Source organism: Actinocorallia herbida (assembly GCF_003751225.1).
GTDB lineage: Bacteria > Actinomycetota > Actinomycetes > Streptosporangiales > Streptosporangiaceae > Actinocorallia > Actinocorallia herbida.
In genome coordinates, this window is the sequence record NZ_RJKE01000001.1 from 781,241 (window position 1) to 806,437 (window position 25,197).

15 protein-coding genes and 3 rRNA genes are annotated in these 25,197 nt (G+C 67.7%); 15 read left to right on the forward strand and 3 right to left on the reverse strand.

Features of this window, described 5'->3' with window-relative positions:
• Window positions 1-159 precede the first annotated feature (159 nt).
• From EDD29_RS03890 to rrf, 14 genes are all read left to right on the forward strand, one after another.
• Window positions 160-2,226: a putative bifunctional diguanylate cyclase/phosphodiesterase gene (locus tag EDD29_RS03890; protein ID WP_123662360.1), complete on the forward strand. Its 2,067-nt coding sequence runs from the start codon at window positions 160-162 to the stop codon at window positions 2,224-2,226.
• A gap of 39 nt (window positions 2,227-2,265) precedes the next feature.
• Window positions 2,266-2,604 (forward strand): Asp-tRNA(Asn)/Glu-tRNA(Gln) amidotransferase subunit GatC, encoded by a 339-nt coding sequence (gene gatC / locus EDD29_RS03895; RefSeq protein ID WP_211359549.1) that lies wholly within the window; start codon window positions 2,266-2,268, stop codon window positions 2,602-2,604.
• Window positions 2,604-4,088, forward strand: a complete 1,485-nt coding sequence (gatA, locus tag EDD29_RS03900) for an Asp-tRNA(Asn)/Glu-tRNA(Gln) amidotransferase subunit GatA (RefSeq protein WP_123662363.1) — start codon at window positions 2,604-2,606, stop codon at window positions 4,086-4,088. Before gatC ends, gatA begins: the two co-directional genes overlap by 1 nt.
• Window positions 4,089-4,114: 26 nt before the next feature.
• Window positions 4,115-5,362 (forward strand): AAA family ATPase, encoded by a 1,248-nt coding sequence (locus EDD29_RS03905; protein WP_123662365.1) that lies wholly within the window; start codon window positions 4,115-4,117, stop codon window positions 5,360-5,362.
• An 11-nt stretch (window positions 5,363-5,373) separates the two neighbouring features.
• Window positions 5,374-5,946: a DUF4276 family protein gene (locus tag EDD29_RS03910; protein WP_170201280.1), complete on the forward strand. Its 573-nt coding sequence runs from the start codon at window positions 5,374-5,376 to the stop codon at window positions 5,944-5,946.
• On the forward strand, window positions 5,937-7,439 hold the full coding sequence (gatB, locus tag EDD29_RS03915) for an Asp-tRNA(Asn)/Glu-tRNA(Gln) amidotransferase subunit GatB (RefSeq protein ID WP_123670257.1): 1,503 nt from the start codon (window positions 5,937-5,939) through the stop codon (window positions 7,437-7,439). Before EDD29_RS03910 ends, gatB begins: the two co-directional genes overlap by 10 nt.
• Window positions 7,440-7,779: 340 nt before the next feature.
• Window positions 7,780-10,452 (forward strand): putative bifunctional diguanylate cyclase/phosphodiesterase, encoded by a 2,673-nt coding sequence (locus EDD29_RS03920; RefSeq protein WP_123662367.1) that lies wholly within the window; start codon window positions 7,780-7,782, stop codon window positions 10,450-10,452.
• A gap of 261 nt (window positions 10,453-10,713) precedes the next feature.
• Window positions 10,714-12,456 (forward strand): acetolactate synthase large subunit, encoded by a 1,743-nt coding sequence (locus EDD29_RS03925; protein ID WP_123662369.1) that lies wholly within the window; start codon window positions 10,714-10,716, stop codon window positions 12,454-12,456.
• Complete coding sequence (gene ilvN / locus EDD29_RS03930) at window positions 12,456-12,983, forward strand: acetolactate synthase small subunit (RefSeq protein ID WP_123662371.1); 528 nt, start codon at window positions 12,456-12,458, stop codon at window positions 12,981-12,983. Before EDD29_RS03925 ends, ilvN begins: the two co-directional genes overlap by 1 nt.
• Window positions 12,984-13,018: 35 nt before the next feature.
• Window positions 13,019-14,002, forward strand: a complete 984-nt coding sequence (gene ilvC, locus EDD29_RS03935) for a ketol-acid reductoisomerase (RefSeq protein WP_211360203.1) — start codon at window positions 13,019-13,021, stop codon at window positions 14,000-14,002.
• Between the two features lie 104 nt (window positions 14,003-14,106).
• The gene (locus EDD29_RS03940) at window positions 14,107-15,051 is read left to right on the forward strand and encodes an NADP-dependent oxidoreductase (RefSeq protein WP_123662375.1); all 945 of its coding nucleotides are present in this window, start codon (window positions 14,107-14,109) and stop codon (window positions 15,049-15,051) included.
• 542 nt (window positions 15,052-15,593) lie between these two features.
• Window positions 15,594-17,104: ribosomal RNA gene (locus EDD29_RS03945) — 16S ribosomal RNA — on the forward strand.
• A gap of 415 nt (window positions 17,105-17,519) precedes the next feature.
• Window positions 17,520-20,628, forward strand: a 23S ribosomal RNA gene (locus EDD29_RS03950).
• Window positions 20,629-20,760: 132 nt separating this feature from the next.
• A 5S ribosomal RNA gene (gene rrf, locus EDD29_RS03955) occupies window positions 20,761-20,877 on the forward strand.
• Together the 16S, 23S and 5S rRNA genes form the textbook arrangement of a ribosomal RNA operon.
• 195 nt (window positions 20,878-21,072) lie before the next feature.
• Here the strand turns inward: rrf and EDD29_RS03960 are convergent.
• The 3 genes from EDD29_RS03960 to EDD29_RS03970 are packed head-to-tail and all read right to left on the reverse strand — an operon-like array spanning window position 21,073 to window position 24,250.
• Window positions 21,073-23,034, reverse strand: coding sequence for an FtsX-like permease family protein (locus EDD29_RS03960; protein ID WP_123662376.1), 1,962 nt, complete (start codon window positions 23,032-23,034; stop codon window positions 21,073-21,075).
• The gene (locus tag EDD29_RS03965) at window positions 23,031-23,711 is read right to left on the reverse strand and encodes an ABC transporter ATP-binding protein (RefSeq protein WP_123662378.1); all 681 of its coding nucleotides are present in this window, start codon (window positions 23,709-23,711) and stop codon (window positions 23,031-23,033) included. Before EDD29_RS03965 ends, EDD29_RS03960 begins: the two co-directional genes overlap by 4 nt.
• 35 nt (window positions 23,712-23,746) lie before the next feature.
• A complete protein-coding gene (locus EDD29_RS03970) occupies window positions 23,747-24,250 on the reverse strand; it encodes a PadR family transcriptional regulator (protein WP_123662380.1) in 504 nt (167 codons plus the stop codon).
• A 158-nt stretch (window positions 24,251-24,408) separates the two neighbouring features.
• On the opposite strand from EDD29_RS03970, the gene EDD29_RS03975 reads away from it, so the two are divergent.
• Complete coding sequence (locus EDD29_RS03975) at window positions 24,409-25,161, forward strand: hypothetical protein (protein ID WP_123662382.1); 753 nt, start codon at window positions 24,409-24,411, stop codon at window positions 25,159-25,161.
• The last annotated feature ends 36 nt before the right edge of the window (window positions 25,162-25,197 follow it).

The window sequence follows — 25,197 nt, forward strand, 5'->3', positions numbered from 1 at the left end:
GCCCGGGGATAGCCGAAAAACCGGCACAAATGCCGATTTCGCTATCAATCAGTGAGTAACAGAACGTACGCATCCGGTTTCGTAAAGCTGAGTCAAAGCCGTACTCTCCTCATGAGCACCTGTTTGAACCTCAATCCGGTGTGTCCCTGAGGAAGCTGAATGAAGGACCCGAACAACACGCGGGACACGCGGCCCCGCCTCGGCTCGCCGTTGTGGAGCTACCTGACCGCGGTCACCGCCGCCGGCACCCTGTTGCTGCTGTTCACCCTGCCCCAGCTCAGCGGCCACGACCTGGAGACGCTGCTCACCGAGCCGCGCTTCTGGCTGCTCGCCGGGTTCGTCGTCTTCGGCGAGCTGAAACCGATCATCACGCCCGGGTCCAACGAGAACAACGGCGCGTCCACCTCCACCACCTTCACCTTCGCCACCCTGCTGTACGCGGGCCTGCCGATGTCCCTGCTGCTCCAGGGCGTCGCACTGGTGATCTGCGGGGTGTTCCGCCGGCACTCCCCGCACCGGACCGCCTTCAACGTCGCCCAGTACTCGCTCGCCCAGGCCGCCGCGGCGACGGTGCTGTGGGGGTTCGGCCTGGGCGCCGACCCGTCCAACGTGTGGGTGCCGCACGGCTCCGACCTCGCCCCGGTGATGCTCGCCGGGATGACCTACTTCCTCTTCAACGACGTCCTCGTCGCCGGGGCCGTCGCGCTGCACGAGCGGGTCGACCTGGTACGGGTGCTCCGCTGCGACCTCGCCTACCAGGTGCTCGCCCACCTCGCGCTGCTCGGCCTCGCCCCGATCGTCGTGGTCGTCGTGGACCGGTCCCCGGCGTTCATCCCGCTGATCATCCTGCCGTTCACCGCCGTCTACCTCACCGCGGCCGCGTCCGTCCGGCGCGAGCACCAGGCCCTGCACGACGGGCTCACCGGCCTGCCGAACCGCAAGCTGCTGTTCCTGCGCGCCGAAGAGGCGCTGACCGCCCGGCAGCTGCGCGAGGCGCGCGGCGACCGGCTCCAGAAGGTCGGGCTGTTCCTCATCGACCTGGACCGGTTCAAAGAGGTCAACGACACCCTCGGCCACCCCACCGGCGACCGGCTGCTCCAGATCATCGCGCACCGCCTCACGCACAGCGTCCGGCCCGGCGACCTCGTCTCCCGGCTCGGCGGCGACGAGTTCGCCGTCCTCCTCCCCTCGGTCCGCGACGTGCACGCCGCCCGCGAGGTGGCCGTCAGGCTCCGCGCCGCGCTCAGCGAACCCGTCAGGCTCGACGGGATGAGCTTCGACCTGGAGGGCAGCGTCGGCATCGCGCTCAGCCCCGACCACGCCCCCGACTTCGAACTCCTTCTCCAGCGCGCCGACGTCGCCATGTACGTCGCCAAGGAGTCCCGCTCCGGCGTCGAGATCTACTCCCCGGCCAGCGACCGCAACTCGCCCGCCCGCCTCGGCCTGCTCGGCGACCTGCGCCGCGGCATCGACCGGCACGAACTCGAACTGCACTACCAGCCCAAGGTCCAGCTCGCGGACGGGGAACTCCTCGGCATGGAGGGCCTGCTGCGGTGGCGCCACCCCGAGCGCGGGCTCCTCGGCCCCGAGGAGTTCCTGCCGCTCGCCGAGCAGACCTACCTGATGAAGGCGATCACCCACTCCGTCGTGCGCGACGCCCTCGCCCAGGCGCACGCCTGGTGGTCCGACGGCCTCACCGTCCAGGTCAGCGTCAACGTCTCCGGCCGCGATCTCCTCGACGGCCAGCTCGCCGAGACCATCACCGGCGAGCTCATGGCCCGGCGGCTGCCCGCCGCCGCGTTCGGGCTGGAGATCACCGAGCGGATCCTCATGAACGAGTCGGCCTACGCCTCCGAGACCGTCCGGTCCCTCGCCGACCTCGGCATCCCCCTCAGCCTCGACGACTTCGGCACGGGCTACTCCTCGCTCGTCCGGCTCAAGCGGCTGCCCGTGAAGGAGGTCAAGATCGACGCCTCCTTCATCCGGCGGCTCACCGACTCGGCCGAGGACGCGGTCATCGTCAGGTCCATCATCGACCTCGTGCGCACCCTCGGGCTCCGGTCGGTCGCCGAGGGCGTCGAGGATGCCGAGACCGCGGAACGGCTCGCCGAGATGGGCTGCGACAGCGGCCAGGGCTGGCACCTGGGCCGTCCGATGGAACCCGCGGAGGCCACCGAGTGGATGCGGGGGCGCCTGCGGCTGTCGGAGGCGGCCGCCCCGCGCTGAGGCCCGTTCGCACCGGGCCGCGGGCCGGGTGGCCATAGGATGGGAGGGAATCCCAGTCGATCACTCCGGAACGGCACTCAACTCATGTCCATCACCCGTGACGAGGTCGCGCATCTCGCCCGGCTCTCCAGGCTGGCGCTCGGCGACGACGAACTCGACCACTTCGCCGTCCAGCTTGACGCGATCGTGTCCGCGGTCGCGCGGGTGCAGGAGGTGGCGGCCGAGGACATCCCGCCGACCACCCACGCGCTGCCGCTGACCAATGTCTTCCGCGCCGACGAGGTGCGCCCGTCGCTCGGGAACGCCGAGGCGCTCTCCGGCGCCCCCGCGGCCGAGGCCGAGCGGTTCCGGGTGCCGCGCATCCTGGAGGAGGACTAATGATCTTCAAGACCGCAGCAGAGCTGGGCGCCCTCATCGCGTCCGGTGAGACGACCTCCGTCGAGGTCACGCAGGCGCACCTCGAGCGCATCGAGCAGGTCGAAGGCAAGGTCAACGCCTTCCTGCACGTCGCCGCCGAGTCCGCGCTCGCGCAGGCCGCCGAGGTCGACCGCCGCCGCGCCGCGGGCGAGGAGCTGGGCCCGCTCGCCGGCGTCCCCGTCGCGCACAAGGACGTGTTCACCACCAAGGACATGCCCACCACCTGCGCGTCGAAGATCCTCGAAGGCTGGGTGCCGCCGTACGACGCGACGGTCACCGAGCGGCTGCGCGCCGCGGGCCTGGTGATCCTCGGCAAGACCAACATGGACGAGTTCGCGATGGGCTCCTCCACGGAGAACAGCGCCTACAAGACCACCAGCAACCCCTGGGACCTCACCCGCATCCCGGGCGGTTCCTCCGGCGGCTCCTCGGCCGCCGTCGCCGCCTACCAGGCGCCGCTGGCCACCGGCACCGACACCGGCGGTTCGATCCGCCAGCCGGCCGCCGTCACGGGCCTGGTCGGGATGAAGCCGACTTATGGCGGATCGTCCCGGTACGGGCTTGTCGCCTTCGCCTCCTCGCTCGACACGCCGGGGCCGTTCGCCCGGAACGTCCTGGACGCGGCGCTGCTGCACGAGGCCTTCTCCGGCTACGACCCGCGCGACTCGACCTCCATCAACGAGCCGGTCCCGGCGGTCGTCGCCGCCGCGAAGCAGGGCGACGTGGCGGGCCTGCGCGTCGGCGTCGTCAAGGAGTTCGGCGGCGAGGGCTACCAGCCCGGCGTCCTCAACCGCTTCAACGAGACCGTCGAGCTGCTGGAGTCGCTCGGCGCGAAGGTCGTCGAGGTCTCCTGCCCGGCCTTCGACTACGCGCTGTCCTCCTACTACCTCATCGCCCCGTCCGAGGCGTCCTCGAACCTCGCCCGCTTCGACGCGATGCGCTACGGCCTGCGCGTGGGCGACGACGGCACCCACTCGGCCGAAGAGGTCATGGCCCTCACCCGCGCGGCCGGCTTCGGCCCCGAGGTGAAGCGCCGCATCATCCTCGGCACCTATGCCCTCTCCTCGGGCTACTACGACGCCTACTACGGCAAGGCCCAGCAGGTCCGCACCCTCATCGCGCGCGACTTCGACGCGGCCTTCGCCCAGGTGGACGTCCTGATCTCGCCCACCACCCCCACGACGGCCTTCCCCATCGGAGAACGCGCCGACGACCCCATGGCCATGTACCTGGCCGACCTCTGCACCATCCCGTCCAACATGGCCGGCAACGCCGCCATCTCCGTCCCCTGCGGCCTCGCCGACGAGGACGGTCTCCCGGTCGGCCTCCAGATCATGGCCCCCACCCTCGCCGACGACCGCTGCTACCGCGTCGCCGCCGCCGTCGAGAAGGCCCTGGAATCCCGCTGGAACGCCCCCCTCCTGTCGAAGGCCCCGGCCCTCTAGGCGCCGAAGAAGGGGCGGCACGTCAAATGATCACCAACATAAGGATCAACGGCTTCAAGTCCTTCCTGGACTTCGAACTCGACGTGCCCCCCTTCCTCGCCCTGGTGGGCCCCAACGCCAGCGGCAAATCCAACCTCTTCGACGCACTCGCCCTCGTCGCCGACGTGGTGCAGCACGGCCCGCAGCGTGCCCTGACGCTTCAGCCGCGCGGCTCCGCCCTGGACATGTTCCACCGCTTCGAGGACGGCAGTTCGCTCGATCAGCTGACGATCGCGGTCACCGCGCTCGTTGAGCCCGGCTTCGGACGGACAGGCGCTCTGCCCATGGAGTGCACGCTCGTACTCGACAAGTCAGGCGAGTATCCGCAGGTGATCGAGGGCCGCCTGCGGGTCATCCCCCGCATCGAGTACGGGTCGCTGGGGGAGGCGGTGGCGAACGGGCATTGGAGTCTGCTTGCGGTGACGGGTGTGGCCGGTGGTCACATCGACTATGCCGACGACGACGCGGAGCCAGAGGCCGAGTGGGCCGACTTCTCGTTGGTGGCCGATCATTCGTCCAACTCGATCCTGCTGGAGCTGTTCCGCCTGGAGTGCGCCACGTGGCGGCCGTATGCGCTTGAGCCAAGGGTCATGCGGCTACCGGTCAGCGCGCCTGACCGCGGGCCCCTGAGCCTGGATGGCCGGAACCTGGCGGCGGTGCTCCACCGCCTCGACCGCGAGAAGGTCCTCTGGCGGCTCGAAGCGGACCTTGCCGCGCTGATCCCAGGTTTGCGCGAGATCAAGCCATTGCTGGACGAACGGCGGCAGGAGTTCGATTTCGACGCGGTCTTCGCCGGGGTCGGCTCCGTCCTGCCCAGAGTTCTCTCAGACGGCACGTTGCGCGCGCTGGCGCTTCTGGCAGCGGCGCATGATCCGGGATTTCGGGGCGTCCTCGCGGTCGAGGAAGTGGAGAACGGCTTCCACCCGGGCCGGGTCGCCGAACTCGTTCGTCGTCTCACCAGAGATCTTGCGGACCTTGGTGAAGGTGAGGAGGCCCATGGCCTTCGGCAGGTGCTCCTCACCTCGCATTCACCCGCCCTGGTCGCCGCCCTATGGGCCGAGCACAGTGCGGGCTTGCGGTTCGTGGATGTCGTCACCCGGATCGATGGCCCTGGCCATCGCACTTCGCGGGTCACCCGGGTGCTGCCGGTCCGTGAGGATGCCGAACCGGGTGCGGCAGCGACTCCTTGGGATGTGGAGCGGTTCCTGGCGACGGTGCGGGAGGGCGATCTTTGAGTCGTCCTCTGGTGCCCGGACTCGTCGCAGAAGGCGAGTCGGACCATGACTTCCTGCGGCCGGTGATCTTCAGATTCCTGAAAGAGCTGCTGATCGAGAATCCGGCCGCCGATTTCGACCTGTCGGAGACGCTGTCGTCCACCTGTGTGAAGAAGCACGGGAAAGAGCGGTTCACCGAGGCGGCGACGAAGCTCGGGAAGCGCTGCCATCTGGTGTTCGTGCACGCCGACCACAACGAGGCGCATGAGGCCGTGGCGCTGAAGACCGTCATCGCTTGCCGGACCGTCGTTCTCGTCCCCGAGCGGGAGACCGAGTCGTGGATGCTCGCCGATCCCGACGCGTTCGCGAAGGTGCGCGGGGCGGACCTCGGGTCGTTGCCGAAGGATCCGGCGGCGGCCGAGAGGGTCGCTGAGCCCAAGGCCATGCTGGCCAAGGTGCTGCGTCCGGCGGGGATCACTCGGCCGACCGACTATTTTGGACGTCTCGGCGAGGACATCAGCTTGCAGGTGCTGGGACGGATACCTGCTTTCGCCCGGTGGGCGGACGAGACCAAAGAAGCCCTGAAAGGATTGGGATATCTGTGAGCACGCTGGTTCCCTTCAGCGAGGCGCTGGAGAAGTATTCGCCGGTGCTGGGCATTGAGACGCACATCGAGCTGGGGACTGCGTCGAAGATGTTCTGCGGGTGTGCGACGGGGTTCGGGGCAGAGCCGAACACTCAGGTTTGCCCGGTCTGCCTGGGGTTGCCCGGGTCGTTGCCGGTCGTCAACGAGAAGGCGATCGAGTTCGCGATCCGGATCGGGCTGGCGCTCAACTGCGACATCGCTGAGTGGTGTCGGTTCGCCCGGAAGAACTACTTCTATCCGGACATGCCGAAGGACTTTCAGATCTCGCAGTACGACGAGCCGATCTGCTTCGAGGGGTACCTCGACGTCGAGGTCGAGGGCGAGACGTACCGGATCGGGATCGAGCGGGCGCACCTGGAGGAGGACACCGGCAAGTCCACCCATGTGGGCGGGGCGACCGGGCGCATCCACGGCGCGGACCACTCGCTGGTCGACTACAACCGGTCGGGCATCCCGCTGATCGAGATCGTCACCAAGCCGATCGAGGCGACCGGGGAGAAGGCCCCGCTCGTCGCTCGGGCCTACGCCACGGAGCTGCGCGAGCTGGTGCGGGCGCTGGGCGCGTCGGACGTGCGCATGGAGGAGGGCTCCATGCGGTGCGACGTGAACGTGTCGCTCATGCTCAAGGACGCCACCGAGTGGGGCACCCGGACCGAGACCAAGAACGTGAACTCGCTGCGCAGCGTCGAGCGGTCCGTCAGGTACGAGATCGAGCGGCAGGCCGGCGTCCTGGACGCCGGGGGCAAGATCACCCAGGAGACCCGCCACTTCCACGAGACCGACGGGAGCACGAGCCCCGGCCGGTCCAAGGAGGAGGCGCAGGACTACCGGTACTTCCCCGAGCCCGACCTGGTGCCGGTGGCGCCGTCGCGGGCTTGGGTCGAGGAGATCCGGGCGACCCTGCCGGAGCTGCCCGCCGCCCGACGGGTCCGGGTGAAGGCCGCCTGGTCGCTGAGCGACGAGGAGTTCCGCGACGTGGTCAACGCGGGCGCGCTCGACCTCATCGAGGAGACGATCGCCGAGGGCGCCTCGCCCGCCGCCGCGCGCAAGTGGTGGATGAACGAGCTGTCCCGGACCGCGACGACCCAGGGCGTCGAGCTGTCCGAGCTGCCGATCACCTCCGGGCAGGTCGCCCGCATCCAGGCGCTGGTGGACGCCGGGGAGCTGAACGACAAGCTCGCCCGCAAGGTGTTCGAGGGCGTTCTGGCGGGCGAGGGCACGCCGGACGAGGTCGTGGCGGCCCGCGGCCTGAAGGTCGTCAGTGACGAGGGCGAGCTGCTCGCGCTCGTCGACCAGGTGATCGCCGCCAACGCCGACGCCGCGCAGAAGGTGCGCGACGGCAAGGTCGCCGCGGCCGGCGCGCTCGTCGGCGCGATCATGAAGGCCAGCCGCGGCCAGGCCGACGCGGGCCGGGCCCGTGAGCTGATCCTGGAGCGTCTCGGCCAGGCCTAGGCCGAGGCCGTGACCCGCGACACACCGTGACGGCCGGTCGCCTCTGCGGCGGCCGGCCGTCACCCCGCGGTGATCACGCTGTGTCCCGATGGCGGCAATCCGCTGTCTTCCAGATCACAAAACGGCAAGCCGGGGCACCGCCTGCCCTGCTGCGATTACGCGCCGTGAGATTCTGTCGCCGGATGGGCACTCACCCTCAATCGGTCCGTGACCTACGGAACGTAGATTGATGGGCACGGTGCCGACATGGGTCGGTGCCCGTACAGGCAGCGCCGCCTACGTCCCACCTCGAATGCCGTGGCCGTCCGGCGGGCCGCGCGAACCAGGAGCACGAACGACGATGACGGGCGAGGAATCGCCGCGCCGCCTACCGGCGCAGGCGCTGCCGCTGACCATCGTCGTCGCGTTCGGCGCGCTGTACGCGATCGGGGCGCTGCTGGGGTGGACCAGCGACTGGTTCGCCGCGGGAGCGGGCGCCGCCGCGTGCGGCAGCCTTCTGTACGCCGCCTGGCACAAGCCGGGGGACACCGGCTCCTGGCGCTGGTTCGGCGCGGCGGCGGGGCTGTGGGGGGTCAGCGGGGTCGTCCGGGCGGTCTCCCGGTTGGTGCTGCCGGGGCAGGTGATGTCGCTGTCGCTGGCCGACCTGTTCGGGGTCGCCGCGATCGTCGCGTTCGCCGCGGGCTTCATCGTGCCGACCAGGCTGCCGCGTTCGCCCAGGCAGTGGTTGAGATATGGCGCCGACTCCTATGTGTGTGGAGTCGCGCTGTTCGTCCTGGGCTGGGACGCGATCTTCGGGAACCTCTTCCGGCTGTCGGGCGAGGCCCCGGTGCAGTTCCTCCTGGAACTCGTCTTCCCGCTGCTGGACATCGTCCTGGTGTGCGCGCTGCTGCCGTTCGTCCTGGGCGCGGCCCGCAGGCAGCGGCCGACGGCGGTCATCGCCTATCTCGCCCTGCTCGCGCTCACCGCGGGCGACGTGGTCAACACCGCGGTGCGGCTGGAGAGCGGCACCTCGGTCATCGGCGACGTGTTCCGCTTCGGCGGCCTCCTGCTGCTGGGCGCGGCCCCCTGGATAGGCACGGGATCACGCCGGGGCGGGGTGCGCGGCCGGATGGTCGGTCCCGGCATCGCGCCCGCGCTGCTCGCGGGGGCCGCCGCGATGTTCGTCGCCGGGCACACGCTGACGGGCAGCCGCCCGGTCGAGCCCGTCGTGCTGATCGTCGCGGGCACCGCCCTGCTCGTCCTCATCGCCCGCCTCACCGACCTGCTGCGCGAGAACGACAGGCTCAAGTCGGAGATCCGCGCGGGCGAGGAACACTTCCGGGCGCTCGCCGAGAGCGTCGAGGACCTCGTGCTGATCTGCGACGAGCCGGGCACCGTCCAGTACGTCAACGCGGGGCAGCAGTGGAACACCGGGCACGCCCTGCCCGACCTCCTCGGCCGCCCGCTCACCGAACTGCTGCACTCCGAGGACGTCGCGGAGGTCGTCGCGGCGCTGAACCGGTGCGACGAGGGCGCGCGCGAGCCGCTCAGGCTGGCCTGCCGGCTCCGAACCGAGGACGGCACCTGGCTGCCCACGGAGTCCACCTTCTCCAGATACGCCCCGGGCCGGGTGCTGATCACCGTCCGGGACCTGTCGGAGGAGGCCGCGCTCAAGCGCCAGGTCGACCATCTGACGTTCCACGACGGCCTCACCGGACTGCCCAACCGCGCCTACCTCGAGGAGCGGACCCGTCAGGTGCTGGCCCGCCGCAGCCCCGTCAGCGCGGTGATCTTCGTGGATCTCGATGGGTTCACCGCCGTCAACGACTCGGCCGGGCACGCGGCCGGCGACCAGGTGCTGGCCCAGGCCGCACGGCGGCTGCGCGCCGCGGTCCCCGCCGACGACACGGTCGCGCGCTGGGGCGGCGACGAGTTCGCGGTCCTGGTCGAGACGGCCTCCGACGCCCAGTCCGTCGTGGATCTCGCCGAGCGCCTGCTCCGGGTGCTGTCCGCCGAGCCCTACCGGGTGGGCGAGCGCGGCATCGCGCTGACCGCCGGGGTGGGCGTGGCCTTCGCCGACGACGACCTCGCCTCCACCACCGAGGCGCACAGCCTCGACGAGACGGGCTCGGCCTCGCTGATCCGCAACGGCGACCTGGCGATGACCAGGGCCAAGGAACTGGGCGGCGGGCGCGTAGAGGTGTTCGCAACCCAGATGCACGCCGCCGTCGTCCGCCGGATGGAACTGAGCAGCGACCTCCAGCGCGCCCTCGCCGAAGAGGAGTTCGAGGTCGTGTTCCAGCCGGTCTTCGACCTCGCCGACGGCAGGGTGACCGGGGTCGAGGCGCTCGCCCGCTGGCGCCGCGACGGCGATCTCGTGCCGCCTCAGGACTTCCTGGACGCCGCCGAGGAGTCCGGCCTGATCGTGCCGCTCGGCGCCTGGATCCTGCGCGAGGCGTGCGGCCGGGCCGCGCGCTGGCGGGCCGAGGGCTGGGAGATCGGCCTGTCGGTGAACTTCACCGCCCGGCAGATCGCCGCCCCGAAGTTCGCCGCGACCGTCGCCGCCGCGCTGACCGAGACCGGCCTGCCGCCGCACGCCCTCACCCTCGAGGTGAAGGAGGAGGTCCTGGTCGAGCAGATCCAGGGCGGCGAGCAGAACGACGAGCGCCTCGCGGTGCTCCGGGAGCTCGGCGTGCGCCTGGCGATCGACGACTTCGGCACCGGCTACGCCTCCCTGGCCTTCCTCGGCCAGCTCCCCGTCGACGTCATCAAGATCGACCCGTCCTTCACCGCGGGCCTCGACGGTGACGAGACCCGCACCCTCCTCACCCGGACGATCATCAGCCTCGGCTCCGACCTGGGCCTGACCGTCGTCGCCGAGGGGATCGAGAGCGCCGCCCAGCAGGAGGCCCTGCGCGGCATGGGCTGCCACCGGGGCCAGGGATTCCACCTGGCACGGCCCATGTCGGCCGCGCGCATCGACGCGGAGATCCGTCCCGGGGTCGTCCCGCTGCCCGGTGTCCAGGCCGGTTGAGACCCCCCTCTATCTCACCTCATGAGATATCGGCAACATGGATTTGACCTGGAGGTGTCACATCGGCAAAAGTAGGGGTGTGCAGAACAGCTTCCGCATCCTCGTAGTACTTGGCAGGCGCGCGGCCTGAGCCAAGCTCCCGGCATGCGCGCTCCCCTCGACCGCCTAGCGGCGCGAGGGGTTTTTTGTTGGCCGGGAACTCCTCGCCCCGGCCGCACCGAGTCCGTCTCACCACCCTCCCTCCTTCTGAAGGAAGTACAGATGACCGAGCAGATGACCGGGGCCCAGGCGCTGGTCCGTGCCTTGGAGAACGTCGGCGTCGACACCATGTTCGGGATTCCGGGCGGGGCGATCCTTCCGGCGTACGACCCGATCTACGACTCGCAGAAGCTGCGGCACATCCTGGTCCGGCACGAGCAGGGCGCGGGCCACGCGGCACAGGGCTACGCCCAGGCCACGGGCCGGGTCGGCGTCTGCATGGCGACGTCGGGACCGGGCGCCACCAACCTGGTGACGCCGATCGCCGACGCCTACATGGACTCCGTCCCGATGGTCGCGATCACCGGCCAGGTCGCCTCCAAGGCGATCGGCACCGACGCCTTCCAGGAAGCCGATATCTCCGGCATCACCCTGCCGATCACCAAGCACAACTTCCTCGTCACCGACCCCCGCGAGATCGCCAGGACGATCGTCGAGGCGTTCCACATCGCGGGCACCGGACGCCCCGGCCCCGTCCTCGTCGACATCGCCAAGGACGCGCTCCAGGCCAAGTTCGACTTCGTCTGGGGCGAGGAGATGCGGCTGCCGGGCTACCGGCCCGTCACCCGGCCGCACTCCAAGCAGGTCCGCGAGGCCGCCAGGCTGATCATGGACGCCAAGCGCCCCGTCCTGTACGTCGGCGGCGGTGTCATCAAGGCCCGCGCGTCCAATGAGCTGCGCGCGCTCGCCGAGCTGACCGGCGCCCCCGTCGTCACCACCCTGATGGCGCTGGGCTCCTTCCCCGACGGGCACCCCCAGCACATGGGCATGCCCGGCATGCACGGCACCGTCGGCGCCGTGGGCGCGCTCCAGAAGGCCGACCTGATCGTCGCGCTCGGAGCCCGCTTCGACGACCGGGTCACCGGCAACCTCGACTCGTTCGCGCCGCACGCCGCGATCGTGCACGCCGACATCGACCCGGCCGAGATCTCCAAGAACCGGCACGCCGACGTCCCGATCGTCGGCGACGCCCGCGAGGTCATCACCGACCTGGTCGCGGCGATCCAGGCCGAGCAGGCCGCGGGCCGCACCGCGGACTACGCCGCCTGGTGGCAGCAGCTGAACGCGTGGAAGGAGACCTACGCGCTCGGCTACGACACCCCGCCGAACGGCGAACTCGCCCCGCAGTACGTCATCGAGCGGCTCGGCAAGATCGCCGGACCCGACGCGCTGTACTGCGCGGGCGTCGGCCAGCACCAGATGTGGGCCTCGCAGTTCATCAACTACGAGCAGCCCGGATCGTTCATCAACTCCGGCGGCGCGGGCACCATGGGCTACGCCGTCCCGGCCGCGATGGGCGCCAAGGTCGGCGCGCCCGACAAGACCGTCTGGGCGATCGACGGCGACGGCTGCTTCCAGATGACGAACCAGGAGCTCGTCACCTGCGCCATCGAGGGCATCCCGATCAAGATCGCCCTCATCAACAACGGTAACCTCGGCATGGTCCGGCAGTGGCAGACCCTCTTCTACGACGGCCGCTACTCCAACACCAAGCTGCACTCCAAGCGCATCCCCGACTTCGTCAAGCTCGCCGACGCCTACGGCTGCGAGGGCCTGCGGGTCGAGCGCGCAGAAGAGGTCGACGCGGCCATCGAGAAGGCAATGGCGATCAACGACCGGCCCGTCGTCATCGACTTCGTCGTCCACGACGACGCGATGGTCTGGCCGATGGTCGCCGCAGGGTCCAGCAACGACGACATCAACTACGCGCGCGACCTCGCGCCGAAGTGGGAGCACGAAGACTGATGAGCCGGCACACACTCTCCGTTCTCGTCGAGAACAAGCCGGGGGTCCTGGCCCGCATCGCGGGCCTGTTCTCCCGCCGCGGCTTCAACATCGACTCCCTCGCGGTCGGTGAGACCGAGCACCCGGAGATCTCGCGCATCACGATCGTCGTGAGCGTCTCGGACCTTCCGCTGGAGCAGGTCACCAAGCAGCTGAACAAGCTCATCAACGTGCTCAAGATCGTCGAGCTCGAACCGTCCTCCTCGGTCCAGCGCGAGCTGATCCTCGTCAAGGTCGCCACCTCGGCCGAGATCCGCTCCCAGGTCCTGGAGATCGTCCAGATGTTCCGGGCCAAGGTCGTCGATGTCGCCCCCGACGCGGTGACGATCGAGGCGACCGGCAACCGTGACAAGCTAGAGGCGCTGCTCAAGTGCCTCGAGCCGTTCGGTATCAAGGAATTGGTGCAGTCGGGCATCATCGCGGTCGGCCGCGGCGCCCGCTCCATCTCCGATCGTTCGCTGCGTGCGCTCGAATCGCGCAGCGCGTAACCCACGAGAAAGGCAACAGCCCCACCATGGCTGAGATGTTCTACGACAACGACGCTGACCTGAGCATCATCCAGGGCAAGAGCGTCGCGGTGATCGGCTACGGCTCCCAGGGTCACGCGCACGCGCTCTCCCTGCGTGACTCCGGTGTCGACGTGCGGGTCGGCCTGCCCGAGGGATCCAAGTCCCGGGCCAAGGCCGAGGCCGACGGCCTGCGCGTCGTCACCCCGCGCGAGGCCGCCGCCGAAGCGAACCTGATCATGATCCTGGCCCCGGACCACCTCCAGGCCGGCATCTACGAGAACGACATCAAGCCGGAGCTGTCGGAGGGCGACGCGCTCTTCTTCGGCCACGGCCTGAACATCCGCTTCGGCCTCATCGAGCCGCCGGCGGGCGTCGACGTCGCCATGGTCGCCCCGAAGGGCCCGGGCCACCTGGTCCGCCGCCAGTTCGAGGCCGGCCGCGGCGTCCCCGTGATCGTCGCCGTCGAGAAGGACGAGTCCGGCAGCGCCTGGGCCCTCGCCCTGTCCTACGCCAAGGGCATCGGCGGCCTCCGTGCGGGTGGCATCAAGACCACCTTCAAGGAGGAGACCGAGACCGACCTGTTCGGTGAGCAGGCCGTGCTGTGCGGCGGCACCGCCGAGCTGATCAAGACCGGCTTCGAGGTCCTGGTCGAGGCCGGCTACCAGCCCGAGGTCGCGTACTTCGAGTGCCTCCACGAGCTCAAGCTGATCGTCGACCTCATCTACGAGGGCGGCATCCAGAAGATGTACTGGTCGGTGTCGGACACCGCCGAGTTCGGCGGCTACACTCGCGGCCCGCGCATCATCACCTCGGACACCAAGGCCGAGATGAAGAAGATCCTCGCCGAGATCCAGTCGGGTGAGTTCACCAAGGAACTGGTCGCGGAGTTCGCGGCCGGCCAGCCGAACCACCTGAAGTACCGGGAAGAGCTCGGCTCGCACCCGATCGAGGTCACCGGCGCCAAGCTGCGCCCGATGTTCTCCTGGCTGAACGACTGACGTCGGCTTCGGCCCGCCGACCGCCCGTACACCCCTGGGGTGTGCGGGCGGTCCGCTTCGGGGTAGGTCTCTCCCGGTACGGGGACCGTTCGGGGGGAGAAGACATGCGTGCTGTGGCGGTGGCGGACTTCGGGGCTACGCCCGAGATGATGGAGCTTCCGGCACCGGAGGCGGGCCCGGGGGAGATCCTGGTGCGGCTACGGGTCGCGGGCGTCAACCCGTTCGACTGGAAGGCCGCCGACGGGGCGATGCGCGGCAACGTCGACCACCACTTTCCGATGATCATGGGCTCGGACGGCGCCGGGGTCGTCGAGAAGGTGGGGCCGGGCGTCAGCAGGTTCAAGGTCGGCGACGCCGTCTACGGGCAGTTCATGCGCGTCCAGAAGGGTCTGGGGTCGTACGCGGACTACGCGGTGGCCGAGGAGCACGGGCCCGTCTCGACGTTCCCGGAGGGGCTGCCCTACACGTGGGCGGCGGCCCTGCCGACGGCGAGCAGCACCGCCTACAACCTCGTCGAGACGACCAAGATCGAACCGGGCACCGTCGTGCTCGTCAACGGGGCGACGGGCGGGGTGGGCCAGTCGGCGGTCCAGCTCGCCGCGAACAAGGGCGCCCACGTCATCGGGACGACGGAGCCGGAGATGGCCGACTACCTGATGGAACTCGGCGCGATGGAGACCGTGGACTTCACCCGGGGCCAGGTCGTCGAGGACGTCATGGCGGCCCATCCGGGCGGGATCGACGTCGTCATCGACCTCGTCACCACGACCCGCGGGGACACCCCGCTCGCCGCGGTGCTGCGCCGGGGCGGCATCTTCATCAGCACGCTAGGCGCCGCCGACCCGGACGCCCTCGCCGCGATCGACATCCAGGGCGCGAACCTCTTCAACCGCACCACGGCCGAGCTGCTCGGCCTGCTCGCCGAACTCGCGGACGGCGGCCGCCTCAAGATCCGGATCGAACACGAGGTCCGGCTGGAGGAGGCCCCCGAGACCATCGCGGCGCTCCGCTCCGGCAAGGCCAAGGGCAAGACCGTCATCGTGCTCTGACTGTGCCGAAGGCCCCGTCCCCCCTGGGACGGGGCCTTCGGTTTGACCGATCCGGCCGTTGTACGTAAGCTCGGCAGGCCGATCCGGGAAACCTCTGCGAACCTCGCCGTTCACGGGTTACCCTGGTCCGGTCGGCCCGTTGAGGGGATGCAGGACGTCGAGAGGCGGCCGGCCCCGGTGGGACTCCGCTCCAGTACGAAATCGCCAACTCTTCGTAGTTCGGGGTTACTGCTGTGCGGGGGAAATGGGCTGAAGTGTGAAAACGGCGGAAAACGCGCCGGTTTGACACTCCGAAAGGACCTGCTAAATTAGAGACATCGCCGCAAGGGAAACGCCGAAAGGCGCGGAACGAACTGCGAGTCCGTTTCTTGAGAACTCAACAGCGTGCTAAAAGTCAGTGCCAAATTAGGCCAGGACTTCGGTTCTGGTCATCCTCGTCTGAGGATTTCTTTGAGGCAATCGACAAGGTCAGCCAAGACCTTGTTCTTGCCAGTTTCAACACCTTTAGGTTTGGCTCGGAGCTTGCTTCGGGTCGGTAGACCTTAATGGAGAGTTTGATCCTGGCTCAGGACGAACGCTGGCGGCGTGCTTAACACATGCAAGTCGAGCGGAAAGGCCCTTCGGGGTACTCGAGCGGCGAACGGGTGAGTAACACGTGAGCAACCTGCCCCCGACTCTGGGATAAGCCCGGGAAACTGGGTCTAATACCGGATACGACACCGATCGGCATCGGTTGGTGTGGAAAGTTTTTCGGTTGGGGATGGGCTCGCGGCCTATCAGCTTGTTGGTGGGGTAGTGGCCCACCAAGGCGACGACGGGTAGCCGGCCTGAGAGGGCGACCGGCCACACTGGGACTGAGACACGGCCCAGACTCCTACGGGAGGCAGCAGTGGGGAATATTGCACAATGGGGGAAACCCTGATGCAGCGACGCCGCGTGCGGGATGACGGCCTTCGGGTTGTAAACCGCTTTCAGCAGGGACGAATCAAGACGGTACCTGCAGAAGAAGCGCCGGCTAACTACGTGCCAGCAGCCGCGGTAATACGTAGGGCGCAAGCGTTGTCCGGAATTATTGGGCGTAAAGAGCTCGTAGGCGGCTTGTCGCGTCGGGTGTGAAAGCCCACGGCTTAACCGTGGGTCTGCATCCGATACGGGCAGGCTAGAGGCAGGTAGGGGAGAACGGAATTCCCGGTGTAGCGGTGAAATGCGCAGATATCGGGAGGAACACCGGTGGCGAAGGCGGTTCTCTGGGCCTGTACTGACGCTGAGGAGCGAAAGCGTGGGGAGCGAACAGGATTAGATACCCTGGTAGTCCACGCCGTAAACGTTGGGCGCTAGGTGTGGGGACCTTCCACGGTTTCCGCGCCGCAGCTAACGCATTAAGCGCCCCGCCTGGGGAGTACGGCCGCAAGGCTAAAACTCAAAGGAATTGACGGGGGCCCGCACAAGCGGCGGAGCATGTTGCTTAATTCGACGCAACGCGAAGAACCTTACCAAGGCTTGACATCGCCGGAAAACTCGCAGAGATGCGGGGTCCTTTTGGGCCGGTGACAGGTGGTGCATGGCTGTCGTCAGCTCGTGTCGTGAGATGTTGGGTTAAGTCCCGCAACGAGCGCAACCCTCGTTCCATGTTGCCAGCACGTAATGGTGGGGACTCATGGGAGACTGCCGGGGTCAACTCGGAGGAAGGTGGGGATGACGTCAAGTCATCATGCCCCTTATGTCTTGGGCTGCAAACATGCTACAATGGCCGGTACAGAGGGCTGCGATACCGCAAGGTGGAGCGAATCCCTTAAAGCCGGTCTCAGTTCGGATTGGGGTCTGCAACTCGACCCCATGAAGTCGGAGTCGCTAGTAATCGCAGATCAGCAACGCTGCGGTGAATACGTTCCCGGGCCTTGTACACACCGCCCGTCACGTCACGAAAGTCAGCAACACCCGAAGCCCGTGGCCCAACCCGCAAGGGAGGGAGCGGTCGAAGGTGGGGCCGGCGATTGGGACGAAGTCGTAACAAGGTAGCCGTACCGGAAGGTGCGGCTGGATCACCTCCTTTCTAAGGAGCACGAGCTCAAACAGACCGGGCCACAAGGTCCGGCAGATAGAGCTGCTCGTTAGTTCGTGGAGCACTGACTATTCAGCAGGGACTGATCGTCCTTCCGCAAGTACAACCGAGGGGTTCGCCTCCCGGAGTGGAACGGGGTCGATCGAGGGTCTGGACCTGTTGAGCACGCTGTTGGGTCCTGAAGAAACGGGCGACCGTGTCTTCGGATACCGCGGGCCAGGGGCCTGGGGGAGAACTTGTTTCTTCCCCGGAATTTTGGCGCCGTCTGTTTTTTGAGAACTGCACAGTGGACGCGAGCATCTTAAAGCAATTTAAGAGCCTGAAATATCTGATGCGAGGCCTTTTGGGTCTTGTTTGCAGAGTTTTTCAGTTCACATCTATGTCTTGGTATGGGCCAATTGTGTTTGGTCAAGTTTTTAAGGGCATACGGTGGATGTCTTGGCATCAGGAGCCGATGAAGGACGTGGGAGCCTGCGATATGCCTCGGGGAGTCGGCAACCAGACTTTGATCCGGGGATTTCCGAATGGGGAAACCTGGCACCTTTCATGGGGTGTCGCCGCCTGCTGAATGTATAGGCAGGTTGGTGGGAACGCGGGGAAGTGAAACATCTCAGTACCCGCAGGAAGAGAAAACAATAGTGATTCCGTGAGTAGTGGTGAGCGAAAGCGGAAGAGCCTAAACCGATCGTGTGTGATAGCCGGCGGGCGTTGCACGGTCGGGGTTGTGGGACCACCCTGTTAGAGCCGCTGCTCTGGCGAAGAGTTACAAAATCTCGTGGTAGTCGAACGGCATGGGAAGGCCGACCGTAGACGGTGAGAGTCCGGTAGACGAAATTGCGAGGTCTCTTGGGTGTGTTCCCGAGTAGCACGGAGCCCGTGAAATTCCGTGTGAATCTGCCACGACCACGTGGTAAGGCTGAATACTCCCTGATGACCGATAGCGGACAAGTACCGTGAGGGAAAGATGAAAAGTGCCCCGGTGAGGGGTCGTGAAATAGTACCTGAAACCGTGTGCCTACAAGCCGTCAGAGCGTCTCCAGTGGCTTTTGCTGCTGTCCGTGATGGCGTGCCTTTTGAAGAATGAGCCTGCGAGTTATGGTGTGTGGCGAGGTTAACCCGTGTGGGGGAGCCGTAGCGAAAGCGAGTCTGAATAGGGCGAACTTTAGTCGCATGCTGTAGACCCGAAGCGGAGTGATCTAGCCATGGGCAGGTTGAAGCGCCGGTAAGACGGTGTGGAGGACCGAACCCACCAGGGTTGAAAACCTGGGGGATGACCTGTGGTTAGGGGTGAAAGGCCAATCAAACTCCGTGATAGCTGGTTCTCCCCGAAATGCATTTAGGTGCAGCGTCGTATGTTTCTCGCCGGAGGTAGAGCTACTGGATGGCCGATGGGCCCTACAAGGTTACTGACGTCAGCCAAACTCCGAATGCCGGTGAGTGAGAGTACGGCAGTGAGACTGCGGGCGATAAGGTTCGTAGTCGAGAGGGAAACAGCCCAGATCATCGACTAAGGCCCCTAAGCGTGTGCTAAGTGGGAAAGGATGTGGAGTTGCGATGACAACCAGGAGGTTGGCTTAGAAGCAGCCACCCTTGAAAGAGTGCGTAATAGCTCACTGGTCAAGTGATTCCGCGCCGACAATGTAGCGGGGCTCAAGCACACCGCCGAAGTCGTGGCAATCAGTCTTATGGCTGGTTGGGTAGGGGAGCGTCGTGCAGCCGGTGAAGCCGCAGCGTGAGCTAGTGGTGGAGGCTGTACGAGTGAGAATGCAGGCATGAGTAGCGAATGAGCAGTGAGAAACTGCTCCGCCGGATGACCAAGGGTTCCTGGGGCAGGCTAATCCGCCCAGGGTAAGTCGGGACCTAAGGTGAGGCCGACAGGCGTAATCGATGGACAACGGGTTGATATTCCCGTACCCGCTGGTACGCGCCAACGCTGAACCTCGTGATACTAACCGCGCGAATCCCTCTCTGGATCCTTCGGGTGAAGGGGATGTGGGCTAGTCCGGGACCTGATCGGGTAGTAGGTGAGCGATGGGGTGACGCAGGAGGGTAGCTCAGCCCGGGCGATGGTTGTCCCGGGGTAAGGATGTAGGGCGAGAGATAGGCAAATCCGTCTCTCATGTGCCTGAGATCTGATGCCGAGCCGTTTTAGGCGAAGTGAGTGATCCCATGCTGCCGAGAAAAGCCTCTAGTGAGTGTACCGGCGGCCCGTACCCCAAACCGACTCAGGTGGTCAGGTAGAGAATACCAAGGCGATCGGGTGAACTGTGGTTAAGGAACTCGGCAAATTGCCCCCGTAACTTTGGGAGAAGGGGGGCCTTGAATGGTGATGGGACTTGCTCCTTGAGCTGTTCGGGGTCGCAGATACCAGGGGGAAGCGACTGTTTACTAAAAACACAGGTCCGTGCGAAGTCGTAAGACGCTGTATACGGACTGACGCCTGCCCGGTGCCGGAACGTTAAGAGGACCGGTTAGACCCGTGAGGGTCGAAGCTGAGAATCTAAGCGCCGGTAAACGGCGGTGGTAACTATAACCATCCTAAGGTAGCGAAATTCCTTGTCGGGTAAGTTCCGACCTGCACGAATGGCGTAACGACTTCCCCGCTGTCTCAACCACAGGCCCGGCGAAATTGCACTACGAGTAAAGATGCTCGTTACGCGCAGCAGGACGGAAAGACCCCGGGACCTTCACTATAGCTTGGCATTGGTGTTTGGAATGGCTTGTGTAGGATAGGTGGGAGACTGTGAAGTCCGGACGCTAGTTCGGGTGGAGTCATTGGTGAAATACCACTCTGGTTGTTTCGAATGTCTAACCCGCGCCCCTTATCGGGGTGGGGGACAGTGCCTGGTGGGTAGTTTAACTGGGGCGGTTGCCTCCCAAAGAGTAACGGAGGCGCCCAAAGGTTCCCTCAGCCTGGTTGGTAATCAGGTGGCGAGTGCAAGGGCACAAGGGAGCTTGACTGTGAGACCGACGGGTCGAGCAGGAGCGAAAGCTGGGCCTAGTGATCCGGCACCTACGTGTGGAAGTGGTGTCGCTCAACGGCTAAAAGGTACCCCGGGGATAACAGGCTGATCTTCCCCAAGAGTCCATATCGACGGGATGGTTTGGCACCTCGATGTCGGCTCGTCGCATCCTGGGGCTGGAGTAGGTCCCAAGGGTTGGGCTGTTCGCCCATTAAAGCGGCACGCGAGCTGGGTTTAGAACGTCGCGAGACAGTTCGGTCCCTATCCGCTGCGCGCGTAGGAGTCTTGCGAGGATCTGTCCCTAGTACGAGAGGACCGGGACGGACGGACCTCTGGTGTGCCAGTTGTTCTGCCAAGGGCACGGCTGGTTGGCTACGTTCGGAAGGGATAACCGCTGAAAGCATCTAAGCGGGAAACCTGCCTCTAGATGAGGACTCCCTCCACCTTACGGTGGGTAAGGCCCCCAACAGACTATTGGGTTGATAGGCCGGAGATGGAAGCACTGCAAGGTGTGGAGTCGACCGGTACTAATAGGCCGAGTGACTTGCCTACAACACATCCATGCTGCAAGACGTAACATGTGTGCTCGCGTCCCTGTGCGGTTCCCGGAAAACAGCCGGCCGAACCGCAACACCAAAAAAAGAGAATACTTTCGCTGACCGTTTGTGTCCGCGAGCTGAGGCTTGCGGCGGTTATGGCGGAGGGGAAACACCCGGTCCCATCTCGAACCCGGAAGTTAAGCCCTCCAGCGCCGATGGTACTGCACGGGAGACTGTGTGGGAGAGTAGGACACCGCCGCAATTGTTGTGAGGAAAGGCCCCGAACCACAGGTTCGGGGCCTTTCCGCATTCCCGGGGGTCCCTGCATTCCCGGGCTTTTCCGCATTCCCGGGGGGTCCTGCATTCCCGGACCTCTCCGCATATCCGGAGGGGTCCCGCAGGCGAAATGTGCCCCCAGGCCAGGGGCCTGGGGGCACACGGGACGGTCGGCGGACGCCTAGAGCAGCCGGCGGGTCGGGCGGACGATCGTGGTGCGGGTGAAGAGGGCGGAGAGAAGGGCCACGATGAGGGGGACCGCCAGGCACACCGTGCCGAGCAGGGACCAGGGGATCTCGGTGATGACGCCGTGCGGGGGAGCGGTCGCGCTGTCGAACTCGGCGGTGAGGGGGCGGGAGACGGCGATGCCGGGGCCCAGCCCGGCCAGGACGCCGAGGAGGCAGCCGAGCAGCGCGACGAACGCGGCGTGGGCCATCCGGACCAGCCGGACCGTCGACGGCCGGGCGCCCACGGCGGTGAGGGTCGCGAGGTCGGGCCGGGAGTCCGCGGCGGCCAGGCCGGTGGCGATGAGCGCGCCGGCGAGGACCAGGATCGACGCGGTCACCGCGAGGACGAGGGCGGGCACCATGGTGTCGTCGCGGTAGCCGCGCTCGGTGCGCACCGACGCGCCGAACTCCCGCACCGCGCGGGACAGCGCCGCGGTCTCGTCGAGGTCGAGCGGACGCGTCACCACGAGCGCCGCGGTACGCACGGGCAGGGTCGTCTCGGCGACCCGGGACTCGGGGAGCACCGCGATGGGGCCTTTGAGATACGCGGTCACCTGGACGGCGGGGAACTCGAGGGTGCGTTCGGGGATCGCCGAAGGCCCCTCGGAGCCGTCGTCGGGGAACTCCGCGAGCCGGACGCGGAACACGCCGTCGCTGAGTCCGTTCGGCAGGAGCACCACCACGTCGCCGCGGGCGAGGGCGCTCGTCGCGGCGGGGACGTCCCGGCCGAGCACCTGGCGGATGATCTCGGGTCCGCCGACGAGGTAGCGGGAGCCGAGGTCGTTGTCGCCCGGTCCGTAGTAGGCGCACTCGGTGCAAATCGGGGACAGGTCGGGTCCGTGCTCGTCCAGGCTCCGGATCGGTTCCGCGACGGTGCCGGGCAGCGTCGTGGTGACCGCCGCGCGAACCGCGTCGAGGGTGTCCGGCCGGAAGCCGCCCACGATCGTGTGGCCCTCGGCGATGGGCCCGGTGTACTCGGCCTCCCGCTGGCCCGCGTCGCTGGCCATGCCGATGCCGAGGGCGGTCAGCGCGGCGGTCGCCGCCATGATGGCCGCGACGGCCGGGGCGGTGCGTGAGCGGTGCCGGCCGGCGTCGCGGACGGCGAGGCGCAGCGGCAGTGGAAGCGGTCCCGCGGCCTTCGCGCACAGCGCGACGGCGGCGGGGGTGAGCAGCACGAAGCCGAGGATGATCGGGACCGCGCCGAGCGTCGGCCCCCACTCGCGCAGGTGCCAGAGCGAGACCTTGACGAAGGCGAGTCCCGCGCCGACGAGCAGCAGGCCGACGACGGGCAGGCCGCGGCTCGCCCGGGGTTCGTCCAGGCGGCCCGCGAGCACCGCCGCGGGGTCGGTCCGCGCCGCCTGCCGGGCGGGCGCGTAGGCGGCGGCGAGCCCGCTGAGCACCGCGACGGCCATCGTGACGGCGATGATCGGGCCTTCCAGGTGCCAGGGCTCGAACACCGTGTCCCCGGACCCGGACAGCGCCCGGCGCAGCACGGCGGCGGTGAGGAGTCCGGTGGCCGTGCCGAGGACCGCCGCGGTGGCGCCGAGCAGCAGCCCCGCGGACAGGACCACCGCCCGCAGGTGCCCGGGGGTGCCGCCCGCCGCCGCGAGCTGGGCGAGCAGCAGCCGCTGGCGGCGCAGGCCGACCGCGAAGGCAGGACCGGCCAGGAGGACGACCTGGAGCACGGCCATCGCGATGACGAGGGCGTAGACGGCGAGCTCGTCGCCGCTCACCCGGTCCGCGCTGGGCGCCTCGGGGAGGGCCGCGCGCGGGTCGTCGATCGCGAACAGCACGTGGGCCACGGTGACGATCGCGGCTACCGGCAGCCCGATCATCGCGATGACGAGGAGGGTGCGGCCCTTGGCGCGGAGCGCGTCACGGTAGGCGATGAGGAGGGGGACGCGGAGACGGTTCACACCGTCACCTCGGAGCCGTCCAGCGCGCCGTCGCGGAGGAAGACCGTGCGGTCGGCCCAGGCGGCGTGACGGGACTCGTGCGTCACCATGAGGCAGGCGGCCCCGGCGTCGCAGCGGGCGCGCAGGACCTTCATCAGCTCGTCGCCGGACACCGAGTCCAGGGCGCCCGCGGGCTCGTCGGCGAGGATGAGGCGGCGCTCGCCGATGAGGGCGCGGGCGATGGCGACGCGCTGGCGCTGGCCGCCGGACAGCTCGTCGGGGAACCGGTCGGCGGCCTCGGCGAGGCCCACCTCGTCGAGCGCGGCGAGCGCCTCGGCGCGGGCGGCCTTGGTGCGGACGCCGTCGAGTTCGCGCGGCAGCATGACGTTCTCGGCCGCGGTGAGCGCCGGGATGAGGTTGAGGTCCTGGAAGACATAGCCGACGGTGCGGCGGCGCAGCGCGGCGAGGACGGCGCGGTCGCCGGTGAGCAGCCGTTCGGCGACGAGCACCTCGCCGCGGGTGGGCCGCTCCAGTCCGCCGGCGATGTTGAGCAGCGTCGTCTTGCCGGAGCCCGACGGGCCCATCACGGCGACGAACTCGCCGGCTTCCACGGTCAGGGAAAGGCCGCTCAGGGCGTGGACGAGGGAGGCTCCGCTGCCGAAGTCACGGTGGACGTCGCGGAGGTCGAGCACACTCATGGTCGTCCTCGGGGGTAGGAGGGACGGATCAAGGGTCAGCGAGTGCTGAGGGTGCGTTCGCAGTGGTCGAGCCAGCGGATCTCGGCCTCGGCCTGGAAGATCTGTGCGTCCAGGACGAGTGCCTGGGCGGGGTCGGCGGCGGTCAGCTTCCGCCGGGTGAGGTCGCGCATCGCCGCGAGGGTCGCGGCGCGCTGGACCTGGACGACGGCGCGGACGTCCACGCCCGATCCGGCGAGTGCCAGGGCCAGCTTGACGACGAGCTCGTCGCGCGGCCGGTCGGCACGGGTGATCGGGGCCGCGAACCACCGGACGGCTTCGCCCCGGCCCGCCTCGGTGACGGCGTAGCACTGCCGTCCTTCCGCGTCGGCCTCGCCCTGCTCGATGAGCCCGTCGCGCTCGAGGCGGCCGAGCGTCGTGTACACCTGCCCGACGTTCAGGGGCCAGGCGCCGCCCGTCGCCGACTCGAACTCGGCGCGCAGCTGGTAGCCGTAGCGGGGCCCCCGGGCGAGGAGGGCCAGCAGGCCGTGACGGATCGACATACATACTGAGTATGCATACCGAGTATGTACCGGACAAGGGGGATGGGCCGCCCGGTTCGTCATGCGCCGTGTCGGAGTCGCGCGAAAAGGCCTTCCGGGCCTACCGTTCAGGGTTGTCCGCAGTGCCCGCCCGACGCCCCACGGGGAGCCCTTCACCAGTGACGACGACACCGACCCTCAGCATCACCCGCGAGATCCTGCGCGTGTACGACCAGCGGTTCCTGGAGGTGGAGCAGCCCGTCCGCAGGCAGGTGGTGACCGCCACCAAGGGGATGCTCGGGGGTCTGCTCACCGCCGACGTCCGGCAGGAACTGCCCGAGAGCGCGCGGCTGCGCGCGTTCTGCATCGAGAACGAGCTGTTCGAGGAGCTGGAGCGGCTCATCGCCGACGAGCTCGCCGGGCACAAGGAAGGCGCGGTCGTCGTAGGCGGCCGGGTCTACGCGGTCTACCCCTACCTGCGCGGGGTGCCCCGCCAGGACGCCGACATCACCGCCGAGGTCGGTGTCGAGCATGTCCTCACCGGACTGTCCTGGGACCGCGCCGGACGGCTCAAGGTCGCCGGGCGCGCCGCGATCTCGCGGGTCCAGGCCCGCGGCCAGGACGTCCAGCTGATCCTGCGCGATGGCGACGAGACCATCACGCACCCCGTCTCCACCTCGGGGGAGGAGTTCGAATACCTCCTCGAACTGCCGGAAACGGGTCTGTGGACCGTCGACGTCGAGGTGACCGTCCTCGGGCTTCGCCGGACCGCCCCGTTCGGGACGGTCCGGGCCGACGGGTTCAAGAACCCCAAGGTCCGGGAGGGGGTCACCCTCGACCTCTCCGAGGGTCTGTGGATCGGCATCGACGGGGGCGCACCGCCGGCCAGGCCCCGCCGATTCTGGGAGTTCGGGCGGTCTCGTCGGGCCTGACACCCCGGCAGGGATAGACTCGGCACCAGGTTGGCA

Coding starts and splice junctions, on each gene's coding strand:
- EDD29_RS03890 (WP_123662360.1), top strand. CDS start 160: ATGAAGGACCCGAACAACACGCGGGACACGCGGCCCCGCCTCGGCTCG.
- EDD29_RS03920 (WP_123662367.1), top strand. CDS start 7,780: ATGACGGGCGAGGAATCGCCGCGCCGCCTACCGGCGCAGGCGCTGCCG.
- gatC (WP_211359549.1), top strand. CDS start 2,266: ATGGGAGGGAATCCCAGTCGATCACTCCGGAACGGCACTCAACTCATG.
- EDD29_RS03970 (WP_123662380.1), bottom strand. CDS start 24,250: ATGTCGATCCGTCACGGCCTGCTGGCCCTCCTCGCCCGGGGGCCCCGC.
- ilvN (WP_123662371.1), top strand. CDS start 12,456: ATGAGCCGGCACACACTCTCCGTTCTCGTCGAGAACAAGCCGGGGGTC.
- EDD29_RS03905 (WP_123662365.1), top strand. CDS start 4,115: ATGATCACCAACATAAGGATCAACGGCTTCAAGTCCTTCCTGGACTTC.
- EDD29_RS03925 (WP_123662369.1), top strand. CDS start 10,714: ATGACCGAGCAGATGACCGGGGCCCAGGCGCTGGTCCGTGCCTTGGAG.
- gatA (WP_123662363.1), top strand. CDS start 2,604: ATGATCTTCAAGACCGCAGCAGAGCTGGGCGCCCTCATCGCGTCCGGT.
- EDD29_RS03940 (WP_123662375.1), top strand. CDS start 14,107: ATGCGTGCTGTGGCGGTGGCGGACTTCGGGGCTACGCCCGAGATGATG.
- EDD29_RS03965 (WP_123662378.1), bottom strand. CDS start 23,711: ATGAGTGTGCTCGACCTCCGCGACGTCCACCGTGACTTCGGCAGCGGA.
- ilvC (WP_211360203.1), top strand. CDS start 13,019: ATGTTCTACGACAACGACGCTGACCTGAGCATCATCCAGGGCAAGAGC.